The sequence below is a fragment of the Rhodococcus opacus B4 genome (assembly GCF_000010805.1).
GTDB classification, from domain to species: Bacteria; Actinomycetota; Actinomycetes; order Mycobacteriales; family Mycobacteriaceae; genus Rhodococcus_F; species Rhodococcus_F opacus_C.
Genome location: NC_012522.1, coordinates 7,618,348 through 7,639,203, shown reverse-complemented (window position 1 = coordinate 7,639,203; position 20,856 = coordinate 7,618,348). Strand labels below are relative to the sequence as shown.

At 63.5% G+C, this 20,856-nt stretch carries 17 protein-coding genes; 6 read left to right on the top strand and 11 right to left on the bottom strand.

The genetic code is table 11. The features are described from left to right. Positions 1-66 precede the first annotated feature (66 nt). A complete protein-coding gene (locus ROP_RS34755) occupies positions 67-1,698 on the bottom strand; it encodes an ABC-F family ATP-binding cassette domain-containing protein (RefSeq protein ID WP_015890664.1) in 1,632 nt (543 codons plus the stop codon). 163 nt (positions 1,699-1,861) lie between these two features. Here ROP_RS34755 and ROP_RS34750 point away from each other — a divergent pair, with 163 nt between their 5' ends. Both ROP_RS34750 and ROP_RS34745 read left to right on the top strand, forming a co-directional pair. Next, positions 1,862-3,010, top strand: coding sequence for a lycopene cyclase family protein (locus ROP_RS34750; protein ID WP_015890663.1), 1,149 nt, complete (start codon positions 1,862-1,864; stop codon positions 3,008-3,010). Between the two features lie 31 nt (positions 3,011-3,041). Next, positions 3,042-3,935, top strand: a complete 894-nt coding sequence (locus tag ROP_RS34745) for a Ku protein (protein ID WP_015890662.1) — start codon at positions 3,042-3,044, stop codon at positions 3,933-3,935. Between the two features lie 64 nt (positions 3,936-3,999). Here the strand turns inward: ROP_RS34745 and ROP_RS34740 are convergent, their stop codons facing one another. The 7 genes from ROP_RS34740 to ROP_RS34710 all read right to left on the bottom strand — a co-directional run bounded on the left by ROP_RS34740 (position 4,000) and on the right by ROP_RS34710 (position 10,575). Continuing rightward, positions 4,000-4,416, bottom strand: a complete 417-nt coding sequence (locus ROP_RS34740; RefSeq protein ID WP_015890661.1) for a metal-sulfur cluster assembly factor — start codon at positions 4,414-4,416, stop codon at positions 4,000-4,002. After that, positions 4,413-4,913, bottom strand: coding sequence for a Fe-S cluster assembly sulfur transfer protein SufU (gene sufU, locus ROP_RS34735; protein ID WP_015890660.1), 501 nt, complete (start codon positions 4,911-4,913; stop codon positions 4,413-4,415). The genes ROP_RS34740 and sufU overlap by 4 nt, the downstream gene beginning before the upstream one ends. Continuing rightward, complete coding sequence (locus ROP_RS34730) at positions 4,910-6,169, bottom strand: cysteine desulfurase (protein WP_015890659.1); 1,260 nt, start codon at positions 6,167-6,169, stop codon at positions 4,910-4,912. The genes sufU and ROP_RS34730 overlap by 4 nt, the downstream gene beginning before the upstream one ends. 6 nt (positions 6,170-6,175) lie before the next feature. Further along, positions 6,176-6,985: a Fe-S cluster assembly ATPase SufC gene (gene sufC / locus ROP_RS34725; RefSeq protein WP_015890658.1), complete on the bottom strand. Its 810-nt coding sequence runs from the start codon at positions 6,983-6,985 to the stop codon at positions 6,176-6,178. 45 nt (positions 6,986-7,030) lie between these two features. Further along, positions 7,031-8,260, bottom strand: coding sequence for a Fe-S cluster assembly protein SufD (sufD, locus tag ROP_RS34720; RefSeq protein ID WP_015890657.1), 1,230 nt, complete (start codon positions 8,258-8,260; stop codon positions 7,031-7,033). Beyond that, entirely contained in the window at positions 8,260-9,720 is a 1,461-nt protein-coding gene (sufB, locus tag ROP_RS34715; protein ID WP_015890656.1) for a Fe-S cluster assembly protein SufB, read from the bottom strand. The genes sufD and sufB overlap by 1 nt, the downstream gene beginning before the upstream one ends. A gap of 105 nt (positions 9,721-9,825) precedes the next feature. After that, positions 9,826-10,575 carry a helix-turn-helix transcriptional regulator gene (locus ROP_RS34710; protein ID WP_015890655.1) on the bottom strand — a complete coding sequence of 250 codons (750 nt, stop codon included), beginning with the start codon at positions 10,573-10,575 and terminating at the stop codon, positions 9,826-9,828. 131 nt (positions 10,576-10,706) lie between these two features. Between ROP_RS34710 and mptB the strand changes: the two genes are divergently transcribed. The 4 genes from mptB to ROP_RS34690 are packed head-to-tail and all read left to right on the top strand — an operon-like array spanning position 10,707 to position 15,672. Then, positions 10,707-12,491 carry a polyprenol phosphomannose-dependent alpha 1,6 mannosyltransferase MptB gene (gene mptB / locus ROP_RS34705; protein ID WP_015890654.1) on the top strand — a complete coding sequence of 595 codons (1,785 nt, stop codon included), beginning with the start codon at positions 10,707-10,709 and terminating at the stop codon, positions 12,489-12,491. A gap of 6 nt (positions 12,492-12,497) precedes the next feature. Continuing rightward, positions 12,498-13,442, top strand: a complete 945-nt coding sequence (locus ROP_RS34700; protein WP_015890653.1) for an ABC transporter ATP-binding protein — start codon at positions 12,498-12,500, stop codon at positions 13,440-13,442. Then, positions 13,439-14,239 (top strand): ABC transporter permease, encoded by an 801-nt coding sequence (locus ROP_RS34695; RefSeq protein WP_043825985.1) that lies wholly within the window; start codon positions 13,439-13,441, stop codon positions 14,237-14,239. Before ROP_RS34700 ends, ROP_RS34695 begins: the two co-directional genes overlap by 4 nt. Continuing rightward, a complete protein-coding gene (locus ROP_RS34690) occupies positions 14,236-15,672 on the top strand; it encodes a hypothetical protein (protein ID WP_015890651.1) in 1,437 nt (478 codons plus the stop codon). Before ROP_RS34695 ends, ROP_RS34690 begins: the two co-directional genes overlap by 4 nt. Before the next feature lie 281 nt (positions 15,673-15,953). Here ROP_RS34690 and ROP_RS42855 read toward each other — a convergent pair whose 3' ends face one another. The 3 genes from ROP_RS42855 to ROP_RS42845 all read right to left on the bottom strand — a co-directional run bounded on the left by ROP_RS42855 (position 15,954) and on the right by ROP_RS42845 (position 20,557). Further along, positions 15,954-18,188, bottom strand: coding sequence for a hypothetical protein (locus ROP_RS42855; protein WP_148222538.1), 2,235 nt, complete (start codon positions 18,186-18,188; stop codon positions 15,954-15,956). Beyond that, a complete protein-coding gene (locus tag ROP_RS42850; RefSeq protein WP_015890649.1) occupies positions 18,185-19,990 on the bottom strand; it encodes a phage tail protein in 1,806 nt (601 codons plus the stop codon). Before ROP_RS42850 ends, ROP_RS42855 begins: the two co-directional genes overlap by 4 nt. A 324-nt stretch (positions 19,991-20,314) precedes the next feature. Further along, entirely contained in the window at positions 20,315-20,557 is a 243-nt protein-coding gene (locus ROP_RS42845) for a hypothetical protein (RefSeq protein ID WP_148222537.1), read from the bottom strand. Positions 20,558-20,856: the final 299 nt, after the last annotated feature.

The following is a 20,856-nucleotide window of genomic DNA, read 5'->3' as shown; positions in this document are numbered from 1 at the left end:
TCCAGTCGGCGAGCGACGGTGGTTTCCACGGTAGAGCGCAGCGAGCGCGATATCTACGCGCGGCGCTCAGGCGAGCTGAATCAGTTCCAGGTAGTCCTGCGACCAGTGGTCCTCGGTGCCGTCGGGCAGGAGGATGACCCGTTCCGGGTCGAGCGCCTCGGCGGCGCCCGGATCGTGGGTCACCAGCACGACGGCCCCGGTGTAGCTGCGGAGCGCGTCCAGTACCTGCTCGCGGGACACGGGGTCGAGGTTGTTCGTCGGCTCGTCGAGCAGCAGGACGTTCGCCGCGGACGACACGAGCCCCGCGAGCGCGAGGCGGGTCTTCTCACCGCCGGACAGGGTGCCCGCCGGCTGCTCGAGCTGCGGCCCGGTGAACATGAACGCACCGAGTAGCGAACGCAACTCCTGCTCCCCCGTGTCCGGCGCCGCGTGGCGGATGTTCTCCCACACCGACGCGTTGTCGTCGAGGGTGTCGTGCTCCTGCGCGAAGTAGCCGATCTTCAGTCCGTGACCGGGGACGAGCCCACCGGCGTCCGGCGTCTCCACGCCGCCGAGGATGCGCAGCAGCGTCGTCTTACCCGCACCGTTGAGGCCGAGCACGACGACGCGGGACCCACGGTCGATCGCGAGGTCCACGCCGGTGAAGATCTCGAGCGAACCGTAGACCTTCGTCAGGTTTTCCGCCATCAGCGGTGTCTTGCCGCACGCGGCCGGCTCGGGGAACCGGATCCGGGCCACCTTGTCGGACACGCGTTCCGCGTCGAGGTCCGACATCAGCTTGTCGGCACGCTTCGCCATGTTCTGCGCCGCCACGGCCTTGGTCGCCTTCGCGCCGAGCTTCGCGGCCTGCGCGCGCAACGCGCCCGCCTTCTTCTCCGCGTTCGCCCGCTCGCGGCGGCGGCGCTGCTCGTCGGTCGCGCGGGCGTCGAGGTACTTCTTCCAGGTCATGTTGTAGACGTCGGCCTCGCCGCGCACGGCGTCGAGGAACCAGACCCGGTTCACGACGTCGTTGAGCAGATCGACGTCGTGGCTGATCACGATCAGACCCCCCTCGTGGTTCTGCAGGAATCCCCGCAGCCACGTGATCGAGTCGGCGTCCAGGTGGTTGGTGGGCTCGTCGAGCAGCAGCGTCGTGTCCGACCGTCCGCCGCTGCCGTCCGACGCGGCGAACAGGATGCGCGCCAGTTCGACACGGCGGCGCTGACCACCGGACAGAGTGTGCAGTTGCTGACCGAGGATGCGGTCGGCCAGTCCGAGGCTGTTGCAGATGCGCGCCGCCTCGCTCTCGGCCTCGTACCCACCGAGGGCGGAGAACCGGTCCTCGAGATTGCCGTACTTGCGGACGGCCTTGTCGCGTTCGGCGTCGTCCACGACCTCCGACATCAGGATCTGCTGCTTCTCCATGTCGCGCAGCAGCGAGTCGAGACCGCGCGCCGACAACACCCGGTCCTTCGCGAGGACGTCGAGGTCGCCTTCCTTCGGGTCCTGCGGGAGGTACCCGAGGTCGCCGGTGCGCACCACGGCTCCCGCATACGGCTCACCCTCCCCCGCGAGGATGCGGAGGGTCGTCGTCTTGCCGGCACCGTTACGGCCGACCAGCCCGATGCGGTCGCCGGGCTGCACCCGCAAAGCCGGCCCGGGAGCAGACAGCAACGTCCGCACTCCAGCTCGAACTTCCAGGTCGGTAGCGGTGATCAACAAGACTCCTAGGAAAATGGCACAGGCGTTGAATGAGAAAAACTGCGCAAAGAACGCACGAACCAGCAATTTTACCCGACCGCCGCCCGCGGGGAACACGGCCGTCGGTGATCCTGCTGACGTCCGCCGCCCCGGCCACCTCCGGCTGTGACAGGCTGGCGGCGTGAGCGCCACTCCCCGTCCGCCGATCTGGGACGTCGCGATCGTCGGCCTCGGCCCTGCCGGCCGCGCCCTCGCCCACCGTGCCACCGCTCTCGGTTCGGCGGTCGTGTCGGTCGATCCACTCCCCCGCAGATCGTGGACCGCGACGTACGCGGCCTGGGAAGACGAACTCCCCGGCTGGCTCCCGAGCGATACCGTCGCAACGAGAACCGACCGCCCGGCAGCGTGGACGACACGCCGCCACATCATCGATCGCACCTACTGCATTTTGAATACATCGAGGCTGCAATCAATACTCGGTGACGATTGCGGAACCGTTATCGCAGGTAGAGCCGTCGACCTGTCCCCCACCTCTGTCCTGCTGGACGACGGCTCGACGGTGAACGCTCACGTCGTCGTCGATGCCCGGGGTACCGGTGACAGCCCCGACCTCGCTCAGCAGACGGCATACGGCGTCGTGGTGGACCCCGGCACCGCCGCGCTCGCGCTGGGCAGCGAGGCCGCGGTGTTCATGGATTGGCGCCGCGACAACGGCACGTCGCCCGACGACGCGCCGTCATTCCTCTACGGGGTCCCGCTCGCACCGGACCGGTTCCTGCTCGAGGAGACATGCCTCGTCGGCCGGCCCCCGCTCCCGATCTCCGAGCTCGCCACCAGACTCCACGACCGACTCCGGGCGCGCGGCATCAGCGTGCCTTCCCATTCGGACGTCGAGCGCGTGAGATTCGCCGTGGAGCCACCACCGGAGGCCGGTCGTTCCCACAGCTCGGATCAGGTTCGCTTCGGAGCCCGCGCCGGGTTGATGCACCCCGGCACCGGCTACAGCGTCGCCGCGTCACTTCTGTACGCGGACGCTCTGGCCCGGGACCTCCGTGACGGCTCGAACGCGCGACTGTGGCCGTGGAAGGCCCGCTCCGTCGCGTCACTGCGATCGGTCGGCCTGCGCGTCCTCCTGGATCTGGGGCCCGAGCACGTCCCCGAATTCTTCGAGCATTTCTTCGATCTGCCGCCCCGACTCCAGGCCGCATATCTGTCCGAACGGTCGAATCTGCGCGGGACCCTGTCGGCGATGGCCCGGATGTTTCTCGCGTCCTCCGGCGATATCCGCGGTGCGATTCTCCGCTCCACGCTTCGCCGGGAAGTTCGATGAATTGTCGCGAGAATGCGAAAAGGAGACCATCATGGAACGCATGCGGTCGATATGGAAGGGCTCGATAGCGTTCGGACTCGTGAACGTGCCGGTCAAGGTCTATTCGGCCACCGAAGATCACGACATCAGATTTCACCAGGTCCATGCCAAGGACGGCGGCCGGATCAAATACAACCGCGTGTGCTCCGAATGCGGCAACGTCATCCAATACGCCGATATCGACAAGGCCTACGACTCGGACGACGGCGTCCGCGTGGTGTTGACCGACGACGATTTCGGGAAGCTACCCGCCGCCGAGAAACACGAGATTCCGGTTCTGCAGTTCGTGCCGACCGAACAGATCGACCCCATTCTGTTCGAGAAGAGTTACTTCCTCGAACCGGATTCGAGCTCTCCGAAGGCATATGTCCTCCTGGCGACAGCCCTCGAGAACAGCGACCGCACCGCGCTCGTTCATTTCACGCTCCGTCAGCGCACCCGGCTGGCCGCGATGCGCTCGCGGGACGGGGTTCTGGTGATCCAGACGCTGCTGTGGCCGGACGAGGTACGCGCGGCCGAATTCACCTCCCTCGACGGCGTCGAGAAGCCGAAGGCGAAGGAACTCGCGATGGCCGAGACCCTCGTCGACAGCATGGCCGACGACTTCGACCCCACCGAGTTCACCGACGACTACCAGGTGCAGCTGCGTGAACTGCTCGACGAGATGATCGAGTCTGGCGGCAAGAAGGTCATACCCGTCGCGGAGGTCGAGAAGAGCGGCGAGGACGCCGAAGTGGTGGATCTCGTGGCCGCACTGCAGCGCAGCGTCGACGCCGCGGGGAAGAAGGCCGCACCCGCGAAGAAACCGGCGAAGAAGGCCCCGGCCAAGACCGCGGCGAAGAAGGCCACCGCGAAATCGTCCACCTCGGAACGCAAACGCGCCTGAACCGACACGGAGGGGCTCGGCGAGATGGTTCTCGCCGAGCCCCTCCGTCAACGGTGGTGGGTCGTCAGACCGTGAACCCGAGGGCGCGCAACTGCTCGCGGCCGTCCTCGGTGATCTTGTCGGGGCCCCACGGCGGGAGCCACACCCAGTTGATCTTCAATTCGTTGCACAGACCGCTGCGCACGAGTGCACCGCGGGACTGGTCCTCGATGACATCGGTCAGCGGGCACGCCGCCGACGTGAGGGTCATGTCGAGGGTCACGACGTCCTCTTCCTCAGTGATGCCGTACACGAGACCGAGGTCGACGACATTGATGCCGAGTTCGGGGTCGACGACGTCGCGCATCGCCTCCTCGAGCTCCTCCAGTCGTTTCGGGTCCGTGATCGCACCCGATGCGGTGGGCGCGGATTCGCCGCCCTGGTCCGCCGGCGCCTGCTCCGGTGCTGTGGCGTCCGCCTGCGGCGTCTGCGTCTCGCTCATGATGCCTGTCCTCCGATTCGAGCTGGTTCGCCGTCTGCTGTCGGAACGGCCGAATCCTGTTCGTCCACTATCTGAACAACCGCGTCCTTGAATGCCATCCATCCGAGCAATGCGCATTTCACGCGGGCCGGGTACTTCGAGACACCGACGAAGGCGATGCCGTCCCCGAGGACGTCCTCGTCCCCCTCGACGGTACCGCGGCTGCTCACCATTTCGTTGAACGCGGCAACGGTCTGCAGCGCCTGCTCGACGGGCATGCCCACGACCTGATCGGTGAGCACCGACGTCGACGCCTGGCTGATGGAGCAGCCCTGGCCGTCATACGAGACATCCACCACGGTGCCGTCGTCGGCGAGCTGCACGCGCAGCGTCACTTCGTCGCCGCACGTCGGATTGACGTGGTGGACTTCGGCGCCGAACGGTTCACGAAGGCCGCGGCCGTGGGGATGCTTGTAGTGGTCCAGGATCACTTCCTGGTACATCTGTTCCATTCTCATGCAGGAACCTCCCCGAAGAACTCCTGTGCACGCCGCACCGCCGCCGCGAGAGCGGCGACCTCGTCGACCGTGTTGTACAGAGCGAACGACGCCCTCGCCGTGGCCGCGACACCGAAGCGCCGGTGCAGGGGCCAGGCGCAGTGGTGGCCGACGCGGATGGCGACGCCCTCGTCGTCGAGGATCTGGCCGAGATCGTGCGCGTGGATTCCGTCGACCACGAACGACACGGCCCCGCCGCGGTCCTCGGCGGTCGTAGGTCCGATGATGCGCACACCATCGATGGCGCCGAGCGCTGCCAGTGCCGCCTCGACCAGGGTGTGCTCGTGCGCCGCGACCGCGTCCATCCCGATCTCGTCGAGATAGCGGACCGCCGCGCCGAGACCGACCACCTGCGACGTCATCGGGACGCCCGCCTCGAAGCGCTGCGGCGGCGGCGCGTAGGTGGTGCGTTCCATCGTGACGGTCTCGATCATCGAGCCACCGGTGATGAACGGCGGCATCGCGTTCAGCAGTTCCCGGCGTCCGTACAGGACACCCACGCCGGACGGGCCGAGCATCTTGTGACCGGAGAACGCCGCATAGTCGACTCCGAGCGCGTGGAAGTCCACCGCCATGTGCGGGACGGACTGGCAGGCGTCGAGCACCACCAGCGCGCCGACCGCGCGGGCGCGGCGGACCAGCTCCTCGACCGGTGCCACCGCCCCGGTCACGTTGGACTGGTGGGTGAACGCCACCACCTTGACGGCAGCGGTCAGCTCGAGCGAGTCGAGGTCGATGCGGCCGTCGTCGGTGACGCCGTACCAGCGCAACGTGGCACCGGTGCTGCGCGCGAGTTCCTGCCACGGCACCAGATTGGCGTGATGCTCGAGCTCGGTGATGACGATCTCGTCGCCGGGACCGAGGTGCCGTTCGAAGCGGTCGTCGCCGAGGACGTGGGTGACGAGGTTGAGGGACTCCGTCGCGTTCTTGGTGAACACGAGTTCGTCGCTGTCGACGCCGACGAACCCGGCGATCGCCGCACGCGCGTTCTCGTACGCGTCCGTGGCCTCCTCGGCGAGCTGGTGAGCGCCTCGGTGCACGGCAGCGTTACAGGTGGTGAGAAACTCCCTCTCGGCGTCGAGCACCTGGTTCGGGCGCTGCGATGTGGCACCCGAATCGAGGTACACCAGCGGTTTTCCGTCGCGGACCGTACGCGCCAGGATCGGGAAGTCGTTCCGGATCCGGGTGACGTCGAATACGCGCACCGAGGTGGTCATCTGCGTTTATGCTCCTTGCGTTGCTGCAGCCTGGGTGAATCGCTCGTAGCCGTTCGCCTCGAGCTCGTCGGCCAGTTCCGGTCCGCCCGACTCGACGACACGGCCTCCGACGAACACGTGAACGTACTCCGGCTTGATGTACCGGAGGATGCGCGTGTAGTGCGTGATCAGCAGGATTCCGCCGTGCTGGCGCTCCTTGTAGCGGTTCACACCCTCGGAGACGACGCGCAGGGCGTCGACGTCGAGTCCGGAGTCGGTCTCGTCGAGGATCGCGATCTTCGGCTTCAGGAGGCCGAGCTGCAGGATCTCGTGGCGCTTCTTCTCACCGCCGGAGAACCCTTCGTTGACACTGCGCTCGCCGAACGACGGGTCGATGTCGAGTTCGGTCAGCGCCTCCTTGACTTCCTTCACCCAGTGGCGGAGCTTCGGGGCCTCGCCACGGACGGCGGTGGCCGCGGTGCGCAGGAAGTTCGACATGGAGACGCCGGGGACCTCGACGGGGTACTGCATCGCGAGGAACAGTCCCGCGCGGGCGCGCTCGTCGACGCTCATCTCGAGGACGTCTTCGCCGTTGAGCGTGATGGAACCCGAGGTGATCTGGTACTTGGGGTGCCCCGCGATCGCGTACGACAGCGTCGACTTGCCGGAACCGTTGGGTCCCATGATCGCGTGAGTCTCGCCGGAACGAACCGTCAGGTTCACACCCTTGAGGATGTTGATCGGTTCGGCGTTCTCGTCGGTGTTCGCGACGTCGACGTGCAGGTCCTTGATTTCCAGGACCGAGGTTTCGGGGGTGGAGGCGTCAGGGGTAGACATTGTGATCCTTCGAAGAAATGGGAAGTAATGGTCCGGCGGCGCGGCTCAGACGCCGACTGCGGCGAGTTCGGCCTCGACGGCAGCCTCGAGACGCTCACGGATCTCGGCGACGGCGATCTTGTTGATGATCTCGTGGAAGAAACCGCGCACGACGAGTCGCCGTGCCGCGTCCTCGGGGATTCCGCGGGCGCGCAGGTAGAACAACTGCTCGTCGTCGAATCGACCCGTGGCGCTGGCGTGGCCGGCACCCACGATCTCGCCGGTCTCGATTTCCAGGTTCGGGACCGAATCCGCGCGGGCGCCGTCCGTGAGGACGAGGTTGCGGTTCAGCTCGAACGTGTCGGTGCCTTCGGCCGCCGCACGGATCAGCACGTCGCCGACCCACACGGTGTGCGCGTCGGGCTTCCCCGACTCCGGATCACCCTGCAGGGCGCCCTTGTAGACCACGTTGGACTTGCAGTGCGGCTGCGAATGATCCACCAGCAGGCGCTGCTCGAAGTGCTGTCCCGCGTCGGCGAAGTACAGGCCGAGCAGTTCGGCGTCGCCGCCGGGGCCGTCGTACTTGACGGTCGCGGAGAGGCGGACGAGGTCGCCGCCGAGGCTGACGGCGTTGTGCCGCAGGACCGCGTCCCGGCCGAGCCGCGCGTGATGCGACGCGACGTGCACGGTGTCGTCCGCCCAGTCCTGGACGGCGACGACGGTGAGGTGGGCGCTGTCGCCGAGCACGAACTCGACGTTCTCGGCGAACGTTCCGCTGCCGCGCTGGTCGATCACGACGGTCGCCTTCGCGAACGCGTCGAGCCGGATCTGCAGATGCCCGAAGGCAACCTTGCCCTCGCCCGGGCCCGTGATCGTGATGTTGATCGTCTCGTCGACCTCGACCTCACGGCCGACGGTGACGACGGTCGCCGTCTCGAAACCCGAGTACGCCTGTGCGGCCACACGGTCGGCGGGAACCCCGGCCTTGCCCAGCCGGTCGTCGTCGCGCCCGACGGTCTCGACCGTCACCGGGTCCGGGCCGGCGACGTCGACGGTGGCCGTGCCGTTTGCCACGGCCGTTCCGTCGTGCAGTCCGCGGAGACGGCGCAGCGGGGTGAATCGCCAGACCTCGTCACGACCACCCGGGATCTCGAACGCGTTGACGTCGAACGACGTGAAGACCTCGCCCTTGTTGGCGATCGGCGAGCCGGTGGACGTCCGCGCTATCCGCGGATTCTCGCCGGCGACGGCACCCGTGACTCCGAGATTCTGGACACCAGTTTCTGGCGTGGTCACTAACCCACCGCCCCTTCCATCTGCAGTTCGATCAGGCGGTTCAGTTCCAGGGCGTACTCCATCGGGAGTTCCTTGGCGATCGGCTCGACGAAGCCGCGCACGACCGTGGCCATGGCCTCGTCTTCGGTGAGCCCGCGGCTCATCAGGTAGAACAACTGGTCGTCGCTGACCTTCGACACGGTGGCCTCGTGACCCATGGTTACGTCGTCCTCCCGGATGTCGACGTACGGGTAGGTGTCCGAGCGGCTGATCTGATCGACCAGCAGCGCGTCACACTTGACCGTCGACTTGGAGCCGTGGGCGCCCTTGTTGACCTGGACGAGTCCGCGGTAGGACGCGCGTCCACCGCCGCGGGCCACCGACTTGCTGATGATGGTCGACGACGTGTGCGGCGCGAGGTGCAGCATCTTGGCGCCGGTGTCCTGGTGCTGGCCCTCACCGGCGAATGCCACGGAGAGAACCTCGCCGCGGGCGTGCTCGCCCATCATCCAGACGGCCGGGTACTTCATGGTGACCTTGGACCCGATGTTGCCGTCGATCCACTCCATGGATCCGCCGGCCTCCACCTTGGTGCGCTTGGTGACCAGGTTGTAGACGTTGTTCGACCAGTTCTGAATGGTCGTGTAGCGGCAGTGACCGCCCTTCTTCACGATGATCTCGACCACCGCGGAGTGCAGCGAGTCGGACTTGTAGATCGGTGCGGTGCAGCCCTCGACGTAGTGCACCGAGGCGCCCTCGTCGACGATGATCAGGGTCCGCTCGAACTGGCCCATGTTCTCCGTGTTGATACGGAAGTAGGCCTGCAGCGGGATGTCGACGTGCACGCCCGGCGGGACGTAGATGAACGAGCCACCCGACCACACGGCGGTGTTCAGCGCGGAGAACTTGTTGTCGCCGGCCGGGATGACCGTGCCGAAGTACTCCTGGAACAGTTCGGGGTGCTGCTTCAGACCCGTGTCGGTGTCGAGGAAGATGACGCCCTGCGACTCGAGGTCCTCACGGATCGAGTGATAGACGACCTCCGACTCGTACTGAGCCGCGACACCGGCGACGAGGCGCTGCTTCTCGGCCTCGGGGATGCCCAGCTTGTCGTACGTGTTCTTGATGTCCTCGGGCAGGTCTTCCCAGCTCTCGGCCTGCTTCTCGCTCGAGCGCACGAAGTACTTGATGTTGTCGAAGTGAATGCCTTCGAGGTCCGATCCCCAGTTCGGCATCGGCTTCTTGTCGAAGGTCTTCAGCGCCCGCAGGCGGATGTCGAGCATCCAGTCCGGTTCGCTCTTCTTCGCCGAGATGTCGCGCACGACGTCTTCGGACAGACCGCGCTGCGCACTGGCACCGGCCTCGTCGGAATCGGACCAGCCGTACCCGTAATGCCCGAGTGACGCGATGGTCTCTTCCTGCGTGAGCGGCTCGGCGTTGGCCGACGCAGTGGATGTCACCTGGTCTGATGTGACGGTCATGCGAGCTCCTTCCGGAGTCTTGTTACGAGACCGGCGAGGGCTGGTCGCCGGTGGAATTGCGTACTAGAGGATCTATCGGTGAAGCGATCTGTTCGTGGAGCGTTGTCATCTGGGACCGGACGGCGGGACGAGTGGAACGTGGGTGGTGCAGGCGCAGTCGCCGTTCGCGATGGTCGCGAGCCGCTGGACGTGGGTGCCGAGCAGTTGGGCGAACGCTGCCTGCTCGGCTTCGCACAATTCCGGGAATTCCTCGGCGACGTGCGAGACCGGGCAGTGGTGCTGGCAGATCTGCACGCCGTTGCCGACCGGGCGGGTCGAGGCCGCGAATCCGGCGGTCGTGAACGCGTCGGCGATGGCGTCGGCGGTGGTTTCGAGGCCCTCGGCGCTCTGATCCGCGGCCGGGGTGACGTCGCCGACGATCGCCTGGACTCGGCGGCGAGCGAATTCGGTGATCGCGGCGTCTCCCCCGACCTCCCGGAGTTGGCGCATGGCCGCGCCCGCGAGGTCGTCGTACGCGTGGCCGAGCCGTCCGCGGCCCTTGGCGGTGATCTGGAAATATTTGGCGGGCCGTCCCCGTCCGCGGTGACGCACGGCGACGGACGACGCCTCGCGCGCCTCGCCGGATTCGAGGAGTGCGTCGAGATGACGACGGACACCGGCGGCGCTCAGACCCAGGCGGGTTCCGATTTCCGAGGCGGTGATCGGCCCCTCCTCGAGAAGGAGCTTCACGACGGCCGCGCGGGTGTGCCCTTCGTGGCCCACGGCGACGGGTGAAGCGGTTGCGACAGGCGCCGCCGAAGAAGGCGCGTGAACTGCGCTTTCCTTCGTTGCACGTGGTGTCGTATCCGTTTTCACAACACCAGTGTGACGGAATTCCGAACGCAGGTCTACTAAGGGTGCCCTGCCTTACACCTGTGATTATGTGCGCCCGGCCGCGGGAATACTGGCCGAACCGGCCGTGTTCGGCGCACCGCTACGCTGCCTGTGTGCCGCAGACCCCCGAGAACCCGGAGCCGACCCGCGCGGAGCCGACCTTGACGGCTCGCGCCGCTCTCCGACATCCGGCCGAGCTCGTCCGGTGGGCGCTGGGCATCGACGGACCCTCGCCCCGCTCGTCGGTGGCGGCCGCGTTGCACGGCGACGAACCGGAGACGGCAGGCCTGAACGGACAGGAGACCGCGCAGCTCCGCGGCATTCGCCGGTTCGGCGCGACCGGCGCCGTCCTGATGGCGGTGGGCGCACTCGGCGCCGGCGCCCAGCCGGTATTGCAGAACCCCGTCCAGGGACTGCGGATCATCGGACTTCCCGCCCGGATCCCCAGCGTCGCGCTGACGCTCACCATGACCGGCACCGTGATGATCGTGCTCGCATGGCTGCTGCTCGGACGGTTCGCGATCGGCAGCCTGCAGTCGGGGGCCGTGCGCCGCCTCAACCGGTCCCAGCTCGACCGCACCCTGTTGCTGTGGATCATCCCGCTGTCCGTCGCGCCGCCGATGTTCAGCAAGGACGTGTACTCGTACCTCGCGCAGAGCGAGATCGCGGCCCGCGGGCTCGACCCGTACGCCATCGGTCCGGCGGGCGCTCTCGGCGTCGATCACGTCCTGACCCGCACCGTGCCGACGATCTGGCGGGACACTCCCGCGCCGTACGGCCCGCTGTTCCTCTGGATGGGGCGCGGGATCAGCTGGCTGACCGGCGAGAACATCGTCGCGGGAATCTTCCTGCACCGGCTGCTCGCCCTCGCCGGTGTGGCCATGATCGTGTGGGCGCTCCCCCGCCTCGCGCGCCGCTGCGGCGTCGCGGAGGTCAGCGCCCTCTGGCTGGGCGCCGCCAACCCCCTGCTGCTGTTCCACCTGGTCGCCGGGATCCACAACGAGGCGCTGATGCTCGGCCTCATGCTGGCCGGGATCGAACTGGCGCTGCGGGCCGTCGAACGGTCGGAACCGATCCGCGGGCAGTCCCTTCTCCTGCTGCTGTCGGGGGCGGCGCTCATCGCCCTGTCGTCGACGATCAAGATTCCCTCCCTCCTCGCGCTGGGGTTCGTCGGGATGGCGCTGGCCCGGCGATGGGGCGGAACTCCGAAAGCGGTGCTCACCGCGGCCGCCCTGCTCGGCGGCGTGGCCCTGGTGGTCACCCTCGTGATCAGCACGTCCAGCGGACTCGGCATCGGCTGGGTGCACACGCTCGGCACGGCGAACGCGGTCCGCAGCTGGATGTCGATACCCACGCTCCTCGGCCTCGGCACCGGACTGGCCGGGGTCCTGCTGGGCCTCGGCGATCACACGACGGCGGTGCTGAGCCTGACCCGGCCGATCGCCGCCGTCGCTGCGGCGTTCATCACACTCCGGATGCTCGTCGCCACCCTCGTCGGCCGCATCCACGCGGTCGGCGCGCTCGGACTGTCCCTCGGCGCGGTCGTCCTGCTGTTCCCCGTGGTGCAGCCCTGGTATCTGCTGTGGGCGGTCCTGCCGCTCGCCGCCTGGGCCACCGCACCCGCCTTCCGCGTCCCCGCGATCGCCTTCTCGTCCATCGTCAGCGTCATCCTCATGCCGAACGGCGGCGAGTACCAGCCGTTCGTCATCGTGCAGGCCGCCATCGCCACCATCTTTACCGCCGGAACGCTGATCGTGATCACCCGCAACCGCCTGCCGTGGCGGGTCGGTCCGGGGCAGCAGCCCGCCGCACCGGAACCGCAGGATCCGCCCCGGGACGATGCCGGCGCGGAAAGCCGGGGCACCGGCCGGGTCACACCCGGCCAGGGCTTACGCTGATTCCCCGTGACCTCGCGAACGCCCGGATCGGCGCAACCTGCTGTACGCCTGGAAGGCGTGGTGAAGACGTTCGACGGCGTGAGGGCCGTCGACGGGCTCGATCTCACCGTCGAACCGGCACAGGTCGTGGCGTTGCTCGGTCCCAACGGCGCGGGTAAGACCACCACCGTCGAGATGTGCGAGGGTTTCGTCCGCCCGGACAGCGGCACCGTCCGCGTCCTCGGACTCGATCCCGTCGTGGATGCCGGCGCCGTCCGGGCCCGGATCGGTGTGATGCTGCAGGGCGGCGGCGCGTACCCCGGTTCCCGCGCCGGCGAGATGCTCGACCTCGTCGCCGCGTACTCCGCCGACCCCCTCGACCCCGACTGGCTGCTGCGCAGCCTCGGCCTCGAGGATTCGCGTCGCACCCCGTACCGCCGGCTGTCCGGCGGACAGCAGCAGCGCCTGTCCCTGGCGTGCGCGCTGGTGGGCCGCCCCGAACTGGTCTTCCTCGACGAGCCCACCGCCGGGCTCGACGCCCAGGCCCGCCTGCTGGTGTGGGAACTGATCGACGCGCTGCGCCGCGACGGCGTCAGCGTGCTGCTGACGACCCATCTGATGGACGAGGCCGAGGAACTCGCGGACCGGCTCGTCATCATCGACCACGGGTCGATCGTCGCCGCCGGAACGCCCGCCGAGGTCACCAGCCGCGGCGCCGAAGGCCAGTTGCGGCTCACCGCGCCCGCCGGCCTGGACACCGGGCCCCTCGCGAGAACACTCCCCGACGGATTCCGGGTGGCCGAGTCCGGACCGGGCACCTACCTCGTCGAAGGGCCGATCGACCCGAAGGTGGTGGCCTCGGTGGCGTCGTGGTGCGCCGATCTGGACGCCCTGATCAGCGACATCCGCGTCGACCAGCGCAGCCTCGAGGACGTCTTTCTCGAACTCACCGGCCGGGAACTGAGGGGATGACGATGAGCACCAGTGACCGTCTGACGGAGAATCGGTTCGCCCCCGGCACGTTCACCCCCGACCCCCGCCCGAGCGGCGCGGCGGTCATGCTGCGGGCGCAGACCGCGCTCGAGCTGAAACTGCTCCTGCGCAACGGCGAACAGCTGCTGCTGACGATGTTCATCCCGATCACGCTGCTGATCGGGCTGTGCCTGCTGCCCATCGGCGACCTCGGCACGTCGCGGGTCGACAAGGTGGTGCCCGCCGTGATGATGGTGGCGGTGATGTCCACCGCGTTCACCGGGCAGGCGATCGCGGTCGGTTTCGACCGCCGGTACGGCGCCCTCAAACGGCTCGGCGCGACTCCCCTGCCGACGTGGGGAATCATCGCCGGGAAGAGCGCCGCCGTGGTCATCGTCGTCGCCCTGCAATCCGTCCTCCTCGGTGCGATCGGACTGGCACTCGGCTGGCGTCCCAGTGCGTGGGGACTCCTCCTCGGCGCGGTGATCATCGCCCTGGGTACCGTGACGTTCGCGGCGATGGGCCTGCTGCTCGGCGGCACCCTCCGCGCCGACATCGTCCTCGCCCTCGCCAACATCCTGTGGTTCGTGATGGTCGGCGTCGGCAGTGTGGTGTTCGCCACCGGCGAACTCCCCTGGCTCCTGCACACCGGGGCCCGGCTGATTCCGTCCGGAGCGCTCGCGCACGCCCTCGACGCCGCCCTGTCGGGATCGGTGGATCTGCTCAGCGTCGTGGTCCTCGCCGTCTGGGGGGCGGCCGCGGGGGCCCTGGCGGCGAGGACGTTCCGATTCACGTGATCCGCCGACCCACAGCCCGCCGCGCCGGCACCGTTCTCGCAGTCCTGCTCGCCGTCCTCTGCGGTGGCGCGCTGCCCGCGGGCGCCGCCCCGCAGTGGGGTCCGCCCGCCTCGCCGAATCCGTTCCTCGGGCCCGCGGGCACGTCCACGATGCACGGCGACGCCGGGTCCACCGACGTGACTCCGCTGCCCGGTCCCGGTGCCGGCCCCGTCACGCTGTCCGCGTACCCGCTGGTGTCGGCGTGCCCGACCCTCCTGCAGGGTTCCGACCGCCACGTCGTCGCACTGTGCACGTCCGTGGCCGGCCAGGTTCCCACCGTGCACCTGATCGACCCCGCCGCCCCCGCGGCGCCGTTCGGAGGCTCGCTCGCCACGTTCGCGCTGGCGAAGGGCAGCCTGCTCGGCGGCGTGTACGCGTTCCTCGACAACGACAACCGCCTCGTCGTCGTCGACGGCAACCGTCAGCTCCTGCGCCTCGGGCATGCGAAGGACCCCGGCGGCCGATGGCGGCTCACCGTCGATTCACACGTCGACCTGTCCGGCAGCGTTCCCCAGGACGACAGCGTCACCGGGCTGACGCCGGACTGGCAGGGCAACGTCTGGTTCGCGACGGGCGGCGGCGTCGTCGGAGCCGTGGATCGCGGCGGTGTCGCGCACACCCTGCCGCTGGCCGCGGGCGAGCAGGTGCAGAACAGCATCTCCACCTCTCCCGCCGGCGCCGCGGTCGCGACCACCCACGCCCTGTACCAGTTCGCGCTCCGCGACGGCGAGGTCCGTCTGGACTGGCGCCGCGAATACGACCGCGGACCGGGCCGGAAACCGGGGCAGCTCAGCCACGGCACCGGCTCCACCCCCACCTACTTCGGGCCGTCGACCGGCAGCGATTTCGTCGCGATCGTCGACAACGCCGACCCGCAGGTGAACCTCCGGGTCTTCCGCGCCGATTCCGGCGACGAGATCTGCACGCTCCCGGTGCTCGACAATCCGGGCGGCAGCGAGAACTCCCCGATCGGCATCGGCAACTCGGTGTACGTCGCCGGGACGTACGGCTACCCGTATCCCACCGTTCCGGACGGGGCGGGACCGGCCGTTCCGACGAACGCGCCCTTCACCGGCGGCATGACCCGGGTGGACATCGACCCGATCGGCTGCCACCAGGTGTGGAGCAACGACGTCCGCAGCGCCGCGGTCCCGCACCTGTCGACCGGCGACGGCCTGCTGTACACCGTGATCCGTCAGGGATTCGACGTCACGACGCCCCTGGACGGTTTCGCGTTCGCGGTGATCGACCCGTCCGACGGCTCGGTCGAGCACACCAGCCCGCTCCCCGGGACCGCGGTCAACGACACCCTGCAGATGTCCGGACTGGTGACCGACACCGGCGACTTCTGGCAGGGCACGGTGACCGGCATCCTGCGCATTCGCGGCGAGTAGCACGGAGTCGGCCGCGCCGCCACCGGCCCAACGACACGCTGTAGTTGACGGCCCTCTACCATCGATGCCGTGCTGTATCGCGGGTTGTGCATGTAGTTGATGGGACTACTACACCCTACCTGATACCGATTCCGGTCATGTAATACAGGATTACAGACACTTTTATTATAGGTAGGTACAAGTAGACCCCGAAAACGTTAGAAACGCTCTCAGGGTCTACTCATTAGGAGGTAGGGCAATGACAACCCTTCCCGCTTCTTTCGAAGCAAGTCTTTACCTGATCACCAGAGCGGGCTGTCCGAATTTATCCCGAAGCCGAACTCTGTAATCCAGGTTTCACCAGGTTTGATGAAGTGCTTGATGGTATGGATTCTGTAGTTGGTATCCAGTTTGTCCTGGTATTTGATGCTAATAGTTTCGTACATGTCGATCATGGACGTAGTGAATAACTCGTCATGTGTACGTACCGGGAACCTCAGAGTACTAGCAGTGATTACTGGGTCCTTGTACTTGTCCAGGATTTTGTTCTGAATGTCTGACCAGTCAACCCTGTTGAACATTTGTAGTTTGTATTCAGCCTTACGATACTTCCTGAGCGATTCTTCATCGAAGAAAGACAGTTCAGTCTTCGCTACGTTGTTGTGAATCAACAGGTCCTCATCCACGCTAATCACATGGTCGAAGGCAGTCAAAGCAACATAGTTGATGACGTTGGTTGTGCCGTACTGTAGGTCCAGTTTGCTGTAGGAGAACTCATCACCTACCGGCGTCTGATCCGTGAACACTGTCGTTTGGTCAGGGGGATCACCAGCAAGGATGATTCTATTGAACCTATCGAAGTAGGCATAACCGAACTGACTGTTACGAGTGATGAATAGAGCATCCAACATGGTCATGTTCAATGAGTCGTCACGAAGTTTCCACAGACCTGTGTAGTCACCGTATCCGGCAGAACTAGCATTAGGGTCTGTTGGCTTTGCTCCATTGATTCCCCCGGTCTCATGAAGCACCGTCACGATACCGAGGTAAGGGAACAAGTTCATGTAGTTCTCAAGCGCCTTGAACGCATACTCTGTCTTTTCCAGCAGAGTAGTAAAACTGTTGGTTCCCAGTACCTTGATTTCTGGTCTCGCACCACGTGGATAGGTTGCACGTCGGTTCTCTAGAGTTCCCTGGAAAACCGTGTTGAAATAGTTCATCGGAACTCCACCCCACTCAGTCTCAGGGATGTTGTTGGAGGTGTTCGTTCTGATTCGGAATGCCTTACCAGGAGCGAACGTTTCATCCACATCAATACCTGTGTCATCACGAAGGGTCAGAGCACAGGTACTTACCTCTGAGTCGAATCGCTGAATCGTAATGTCAGAGACAGAACCAACCATGTCCACATAGGAGTAGTAGTTGTGTCCGTCAGTTCCATCGGCATCAATGTCTGCATACAGAGCAGGACCGGAAACAAAGCCAAGGTTGACCTTGATGGTTACTGTATTGCCGTCAACCAGGTTGGGAGCAAGAGGGACCTTCACCCACTGCGCTACCGCACTTGCTGGAACTGTCTTTGTGCTGCTGGCACTACCACCAGAAACATTGATTGTGAATGATGACGTTGGCTGAGCAGTCCAGAATGAGAACACAGCACCTTCGGTAGCAATCAAAGAGTCATCAGGAATGTCAATGGTTGCCTGGATACCATCGGTGTACCCAGGTGTACTGATTGCCTGACTACGCCAATCATAAGTAGTAGGTCTTGATGCTGAACTGATCCATTCCTGGATACCAGAACTTTCTTCAAACAGGTTTGCACTGTCGAAGTCGATTTCCCAGAATGCCAACTGTGGAGGCAATGGGTTACCGCTACCGAAGTAGTCCTGAGGTAACCAAATGTCTCTAGTTGCTGACCAGTCGTAGTCATGTTCCACTTCCAAACGGAAGTACAGTTTTCCTACCGGCATTGCCGCAACAGGTGACAGTAGAACCTGTGAGTCTCGCTTACCTGGATGGAAGTTGTAGTACTGATTTGCAGGGTTGGCTGGATTGATTCGAGGTGATCGAGCAATCAGAACATCCTGAGCCTCATTACCGTTTGAGGCATAGAGGTTGATGTATGCCGGAGGCTGGGTTACATAGTCGAATGCACCTGGCATAGCGGTAACGAAGGTAGCAATGTCAATGGTCACGCTGTAGTACTTGCCTGCTACTCCCGTAACCGAGGTTGGCATTTGAAGACCAATTACCTTCCTGACCATCGTTGAGTTGTTGAGTGAATACTTGTAGTTACCGAACGCATCAGGTCCCGTTCTTACCCAGGGTGCATACAGACGACGTAGACCACCTGTACCTGGACCACCGCCGGTATTACCTGGACGGTAGACGGTGTAGTTACCCCATGAGAAGGTCCCGTAGTACATAGCAGTAAGACGTTCCTGTGCAGCAACCACCAGTGGCGCTACATTGTATGTTTTCTTGTTTTCGATTTCTACGAGAACATCACCGTTCTCTAATTTTCCACCTATCATTCTCTCCACCTTGATCCATTAACTCTTTCAAAATCCTGAATAGCCGTGACTACTGCTCTACCTGTTTCCTCAGGAGAACTGATGCCCGATTGAACGTTTAGGGTGATGGTGCTTCCTGCTCCACCTCTGCCAGTCACAGCAGCATCGAATTCAAGTCTTCCTTCCCAACCACCAAGTCTTGCCGTAGCAATTCCTGATAGACCAGAAGCAGCAGAGGCAACACTTGAACTTGCCTTTTTGATTCCTTCTGCTACCTGTTCACCAATAGTTAGTCCGGCAGAGAAGAATGGCTTGCTCTCGAATCCCTTCTGAGCAGCGATACCTATTGACGCACCGGCTTTTTCTACAGCCTTTGCTTCATCCTTGATACCAAGTACGTAACCTTCACCTGTCCAAATACCGAACTGACGGAACAACTTAGAAGGTGATCCAATGCTCAGTGCTGACTTGGCTGCATTGATAGCACCCTCCACAACTGATCGAGCAGCAGAGGCAATGTTCGATGCCATAGCCCTTACACCGTTGATCAGACCCTGAATCATTTGAACACCGATGGTGTAGAACCTTCCGGCTAGTCCACCGATAAAACTCAGGATGTTGTTGAACGTGTTTGTCACGATGTTTCGAACTTCATTGACACCGTTTGTCACGGCATTACGAATGTTATTCCAAGCGTTCTGTAGGAAGTTCACGATGGAATTCCAGACGCTAGTTGCAGTGCTGAATACCATTGACCAACCGTTGCTGATCCAGTTCACCACGAAGTTGATAGCGCCCATGACTACAGACTTGATGGTGTTCCATGTTGCCTGTAGAAAGTTCAGAATTGCATTCCATACGGTGATAGCGGCTGACTTGATTGCTTCCCAGCAGGCAAGTAAGAATGCCTTCACTGTGTCCCAGTTGGAAATCAGAAGCCAGACGATAGCGATTACCGCGACGATTGCAGCAATGATCCATACCAGAGGAAATCCGTACATCGATGCGTTGAGTAGCCACTGCACAGCTGTCCATGCGATTGTTGCCACACGTACCGCTACGGCTACACCGTTGTAGAGAACGATTGCTAGTTGAGCAGCGATCATTGCCACCTTGAGACCCACGAACGCCGCCACTAGACCCTGAACTAGCCCTGGATGCTCTCCTAAGAACGTTCCGATGGTTGTGAAGGCAGGAACTAGGGTTCCGGTAATTACGTCCGATACAGCCTGAAATGCCGTCACTAGCAGAGGTAGTACCGCAGTACCGATGGGTGTCAGTGAGACAAGCAATTCACCAATGATGGGTAGCAACTGACCGATGGTTGTCATCAACGTAGTGACGAACGCTAATACCTCAGGTCTGTTCACTGCATCGAAGAATCCCTTCATGCCGTCAGTGACAGGACCAAGACCATCGATGAACGCTAGAAGTGGCCCCTGACCAGCACGGAATGCTGACTCCAACATTGGTCCCAACTTCTGCGCGAGAGGGGTCAACTTGTCACCAATTTGGGTGATCATGGGACCGAGCAAACCGACGATGTTGCTGATGCTTGGTGCTAGAGCGTCGAAGGCTCCCCTGGCCTGCAATGCGAACTGTTTCAGAGGCTCTACCAGAGGACCCGTTAGGTCCGTCATTGACTGTGTCACATGGTCTTTCAGACTCGTGAAGGAGTCTTTGACCTCTTGGTTCTTGGCTGCAAAGTAAATCAGTGCTCCACCGATTGCCGCTGTCATACCGGCAGCAGCAGCAGAGGCAACAGCACCAGCCGCTACACCGGCAGCAGCCATACCTGCCATAGCAATGCCAAGTCCAGCCATTGCCTTGATTCCAACGTTGGCAATGTTGTTTAGACTCGCAATGTCTCTATTCGCTTGTCTGATTGCTCTGTTTAGGCTTGAGTTGTCTCCTAAAATTTGAACGACGATTGTATTCGCTATTGTCTCCTACGCACCTTTCCTGGAAGCCTGCCTGTTGGCTTCCTTGATGAATTCATTGATTTCGATTTGTGTCAACTGGTCATACTCAGAGGGTGGAATTCCTGTGGATAGACAGAACCTAGCCTTGTCCTTCGCGTGCTGCTTGAGTACGTCTAGGTACTCTTCATCCTCGTCATACCCAGGGAAGAATTCCGCCACCTCTAACTACTCCCCTAGACCGAGTTCCTCGGTGATTTCCTCAAGTGTCTTTGAGAAACCGTAGTCCTCGAATGTAAGTGTTGGATTGTCACGCTTGGCGATCACCCAACCAAGAGCGATAAGCAGGTCAGCCTTTGGATAGTTGGGGTCTTCTAGCGTTGCTAGAGAAAGACCGGCCTTACGTTCTGCCATGCTTAGTTCTGCTGCTTTCATAGTCTGAATAGCATTCTTCTTATTCTTCTGTGTCATTGTTTAAAACTCTCCCTAAAATGTATTTTATGAGCCTAAGCCCAATGTTCTAATTATACTACTTAATTCGTTACTTATTTCTCGCTTTGCATAATCCTGATTCTGATTAGCAGCAGTAGTCAGGAATGGTCTAGGACCCTTGCTTCTGTGTGTATAAGTACCGTAGTGCGCGATTGGCGCATAGACTCCACCACCATGTGAACGTCTGCTTGCGCCACCGGCTCGAATCGTTGCTTTATTCTTGGTTCTACCTGCTCTGATTGATCGAGCAAGAGCACCTGTGGCAGTAGGGGTAAGCG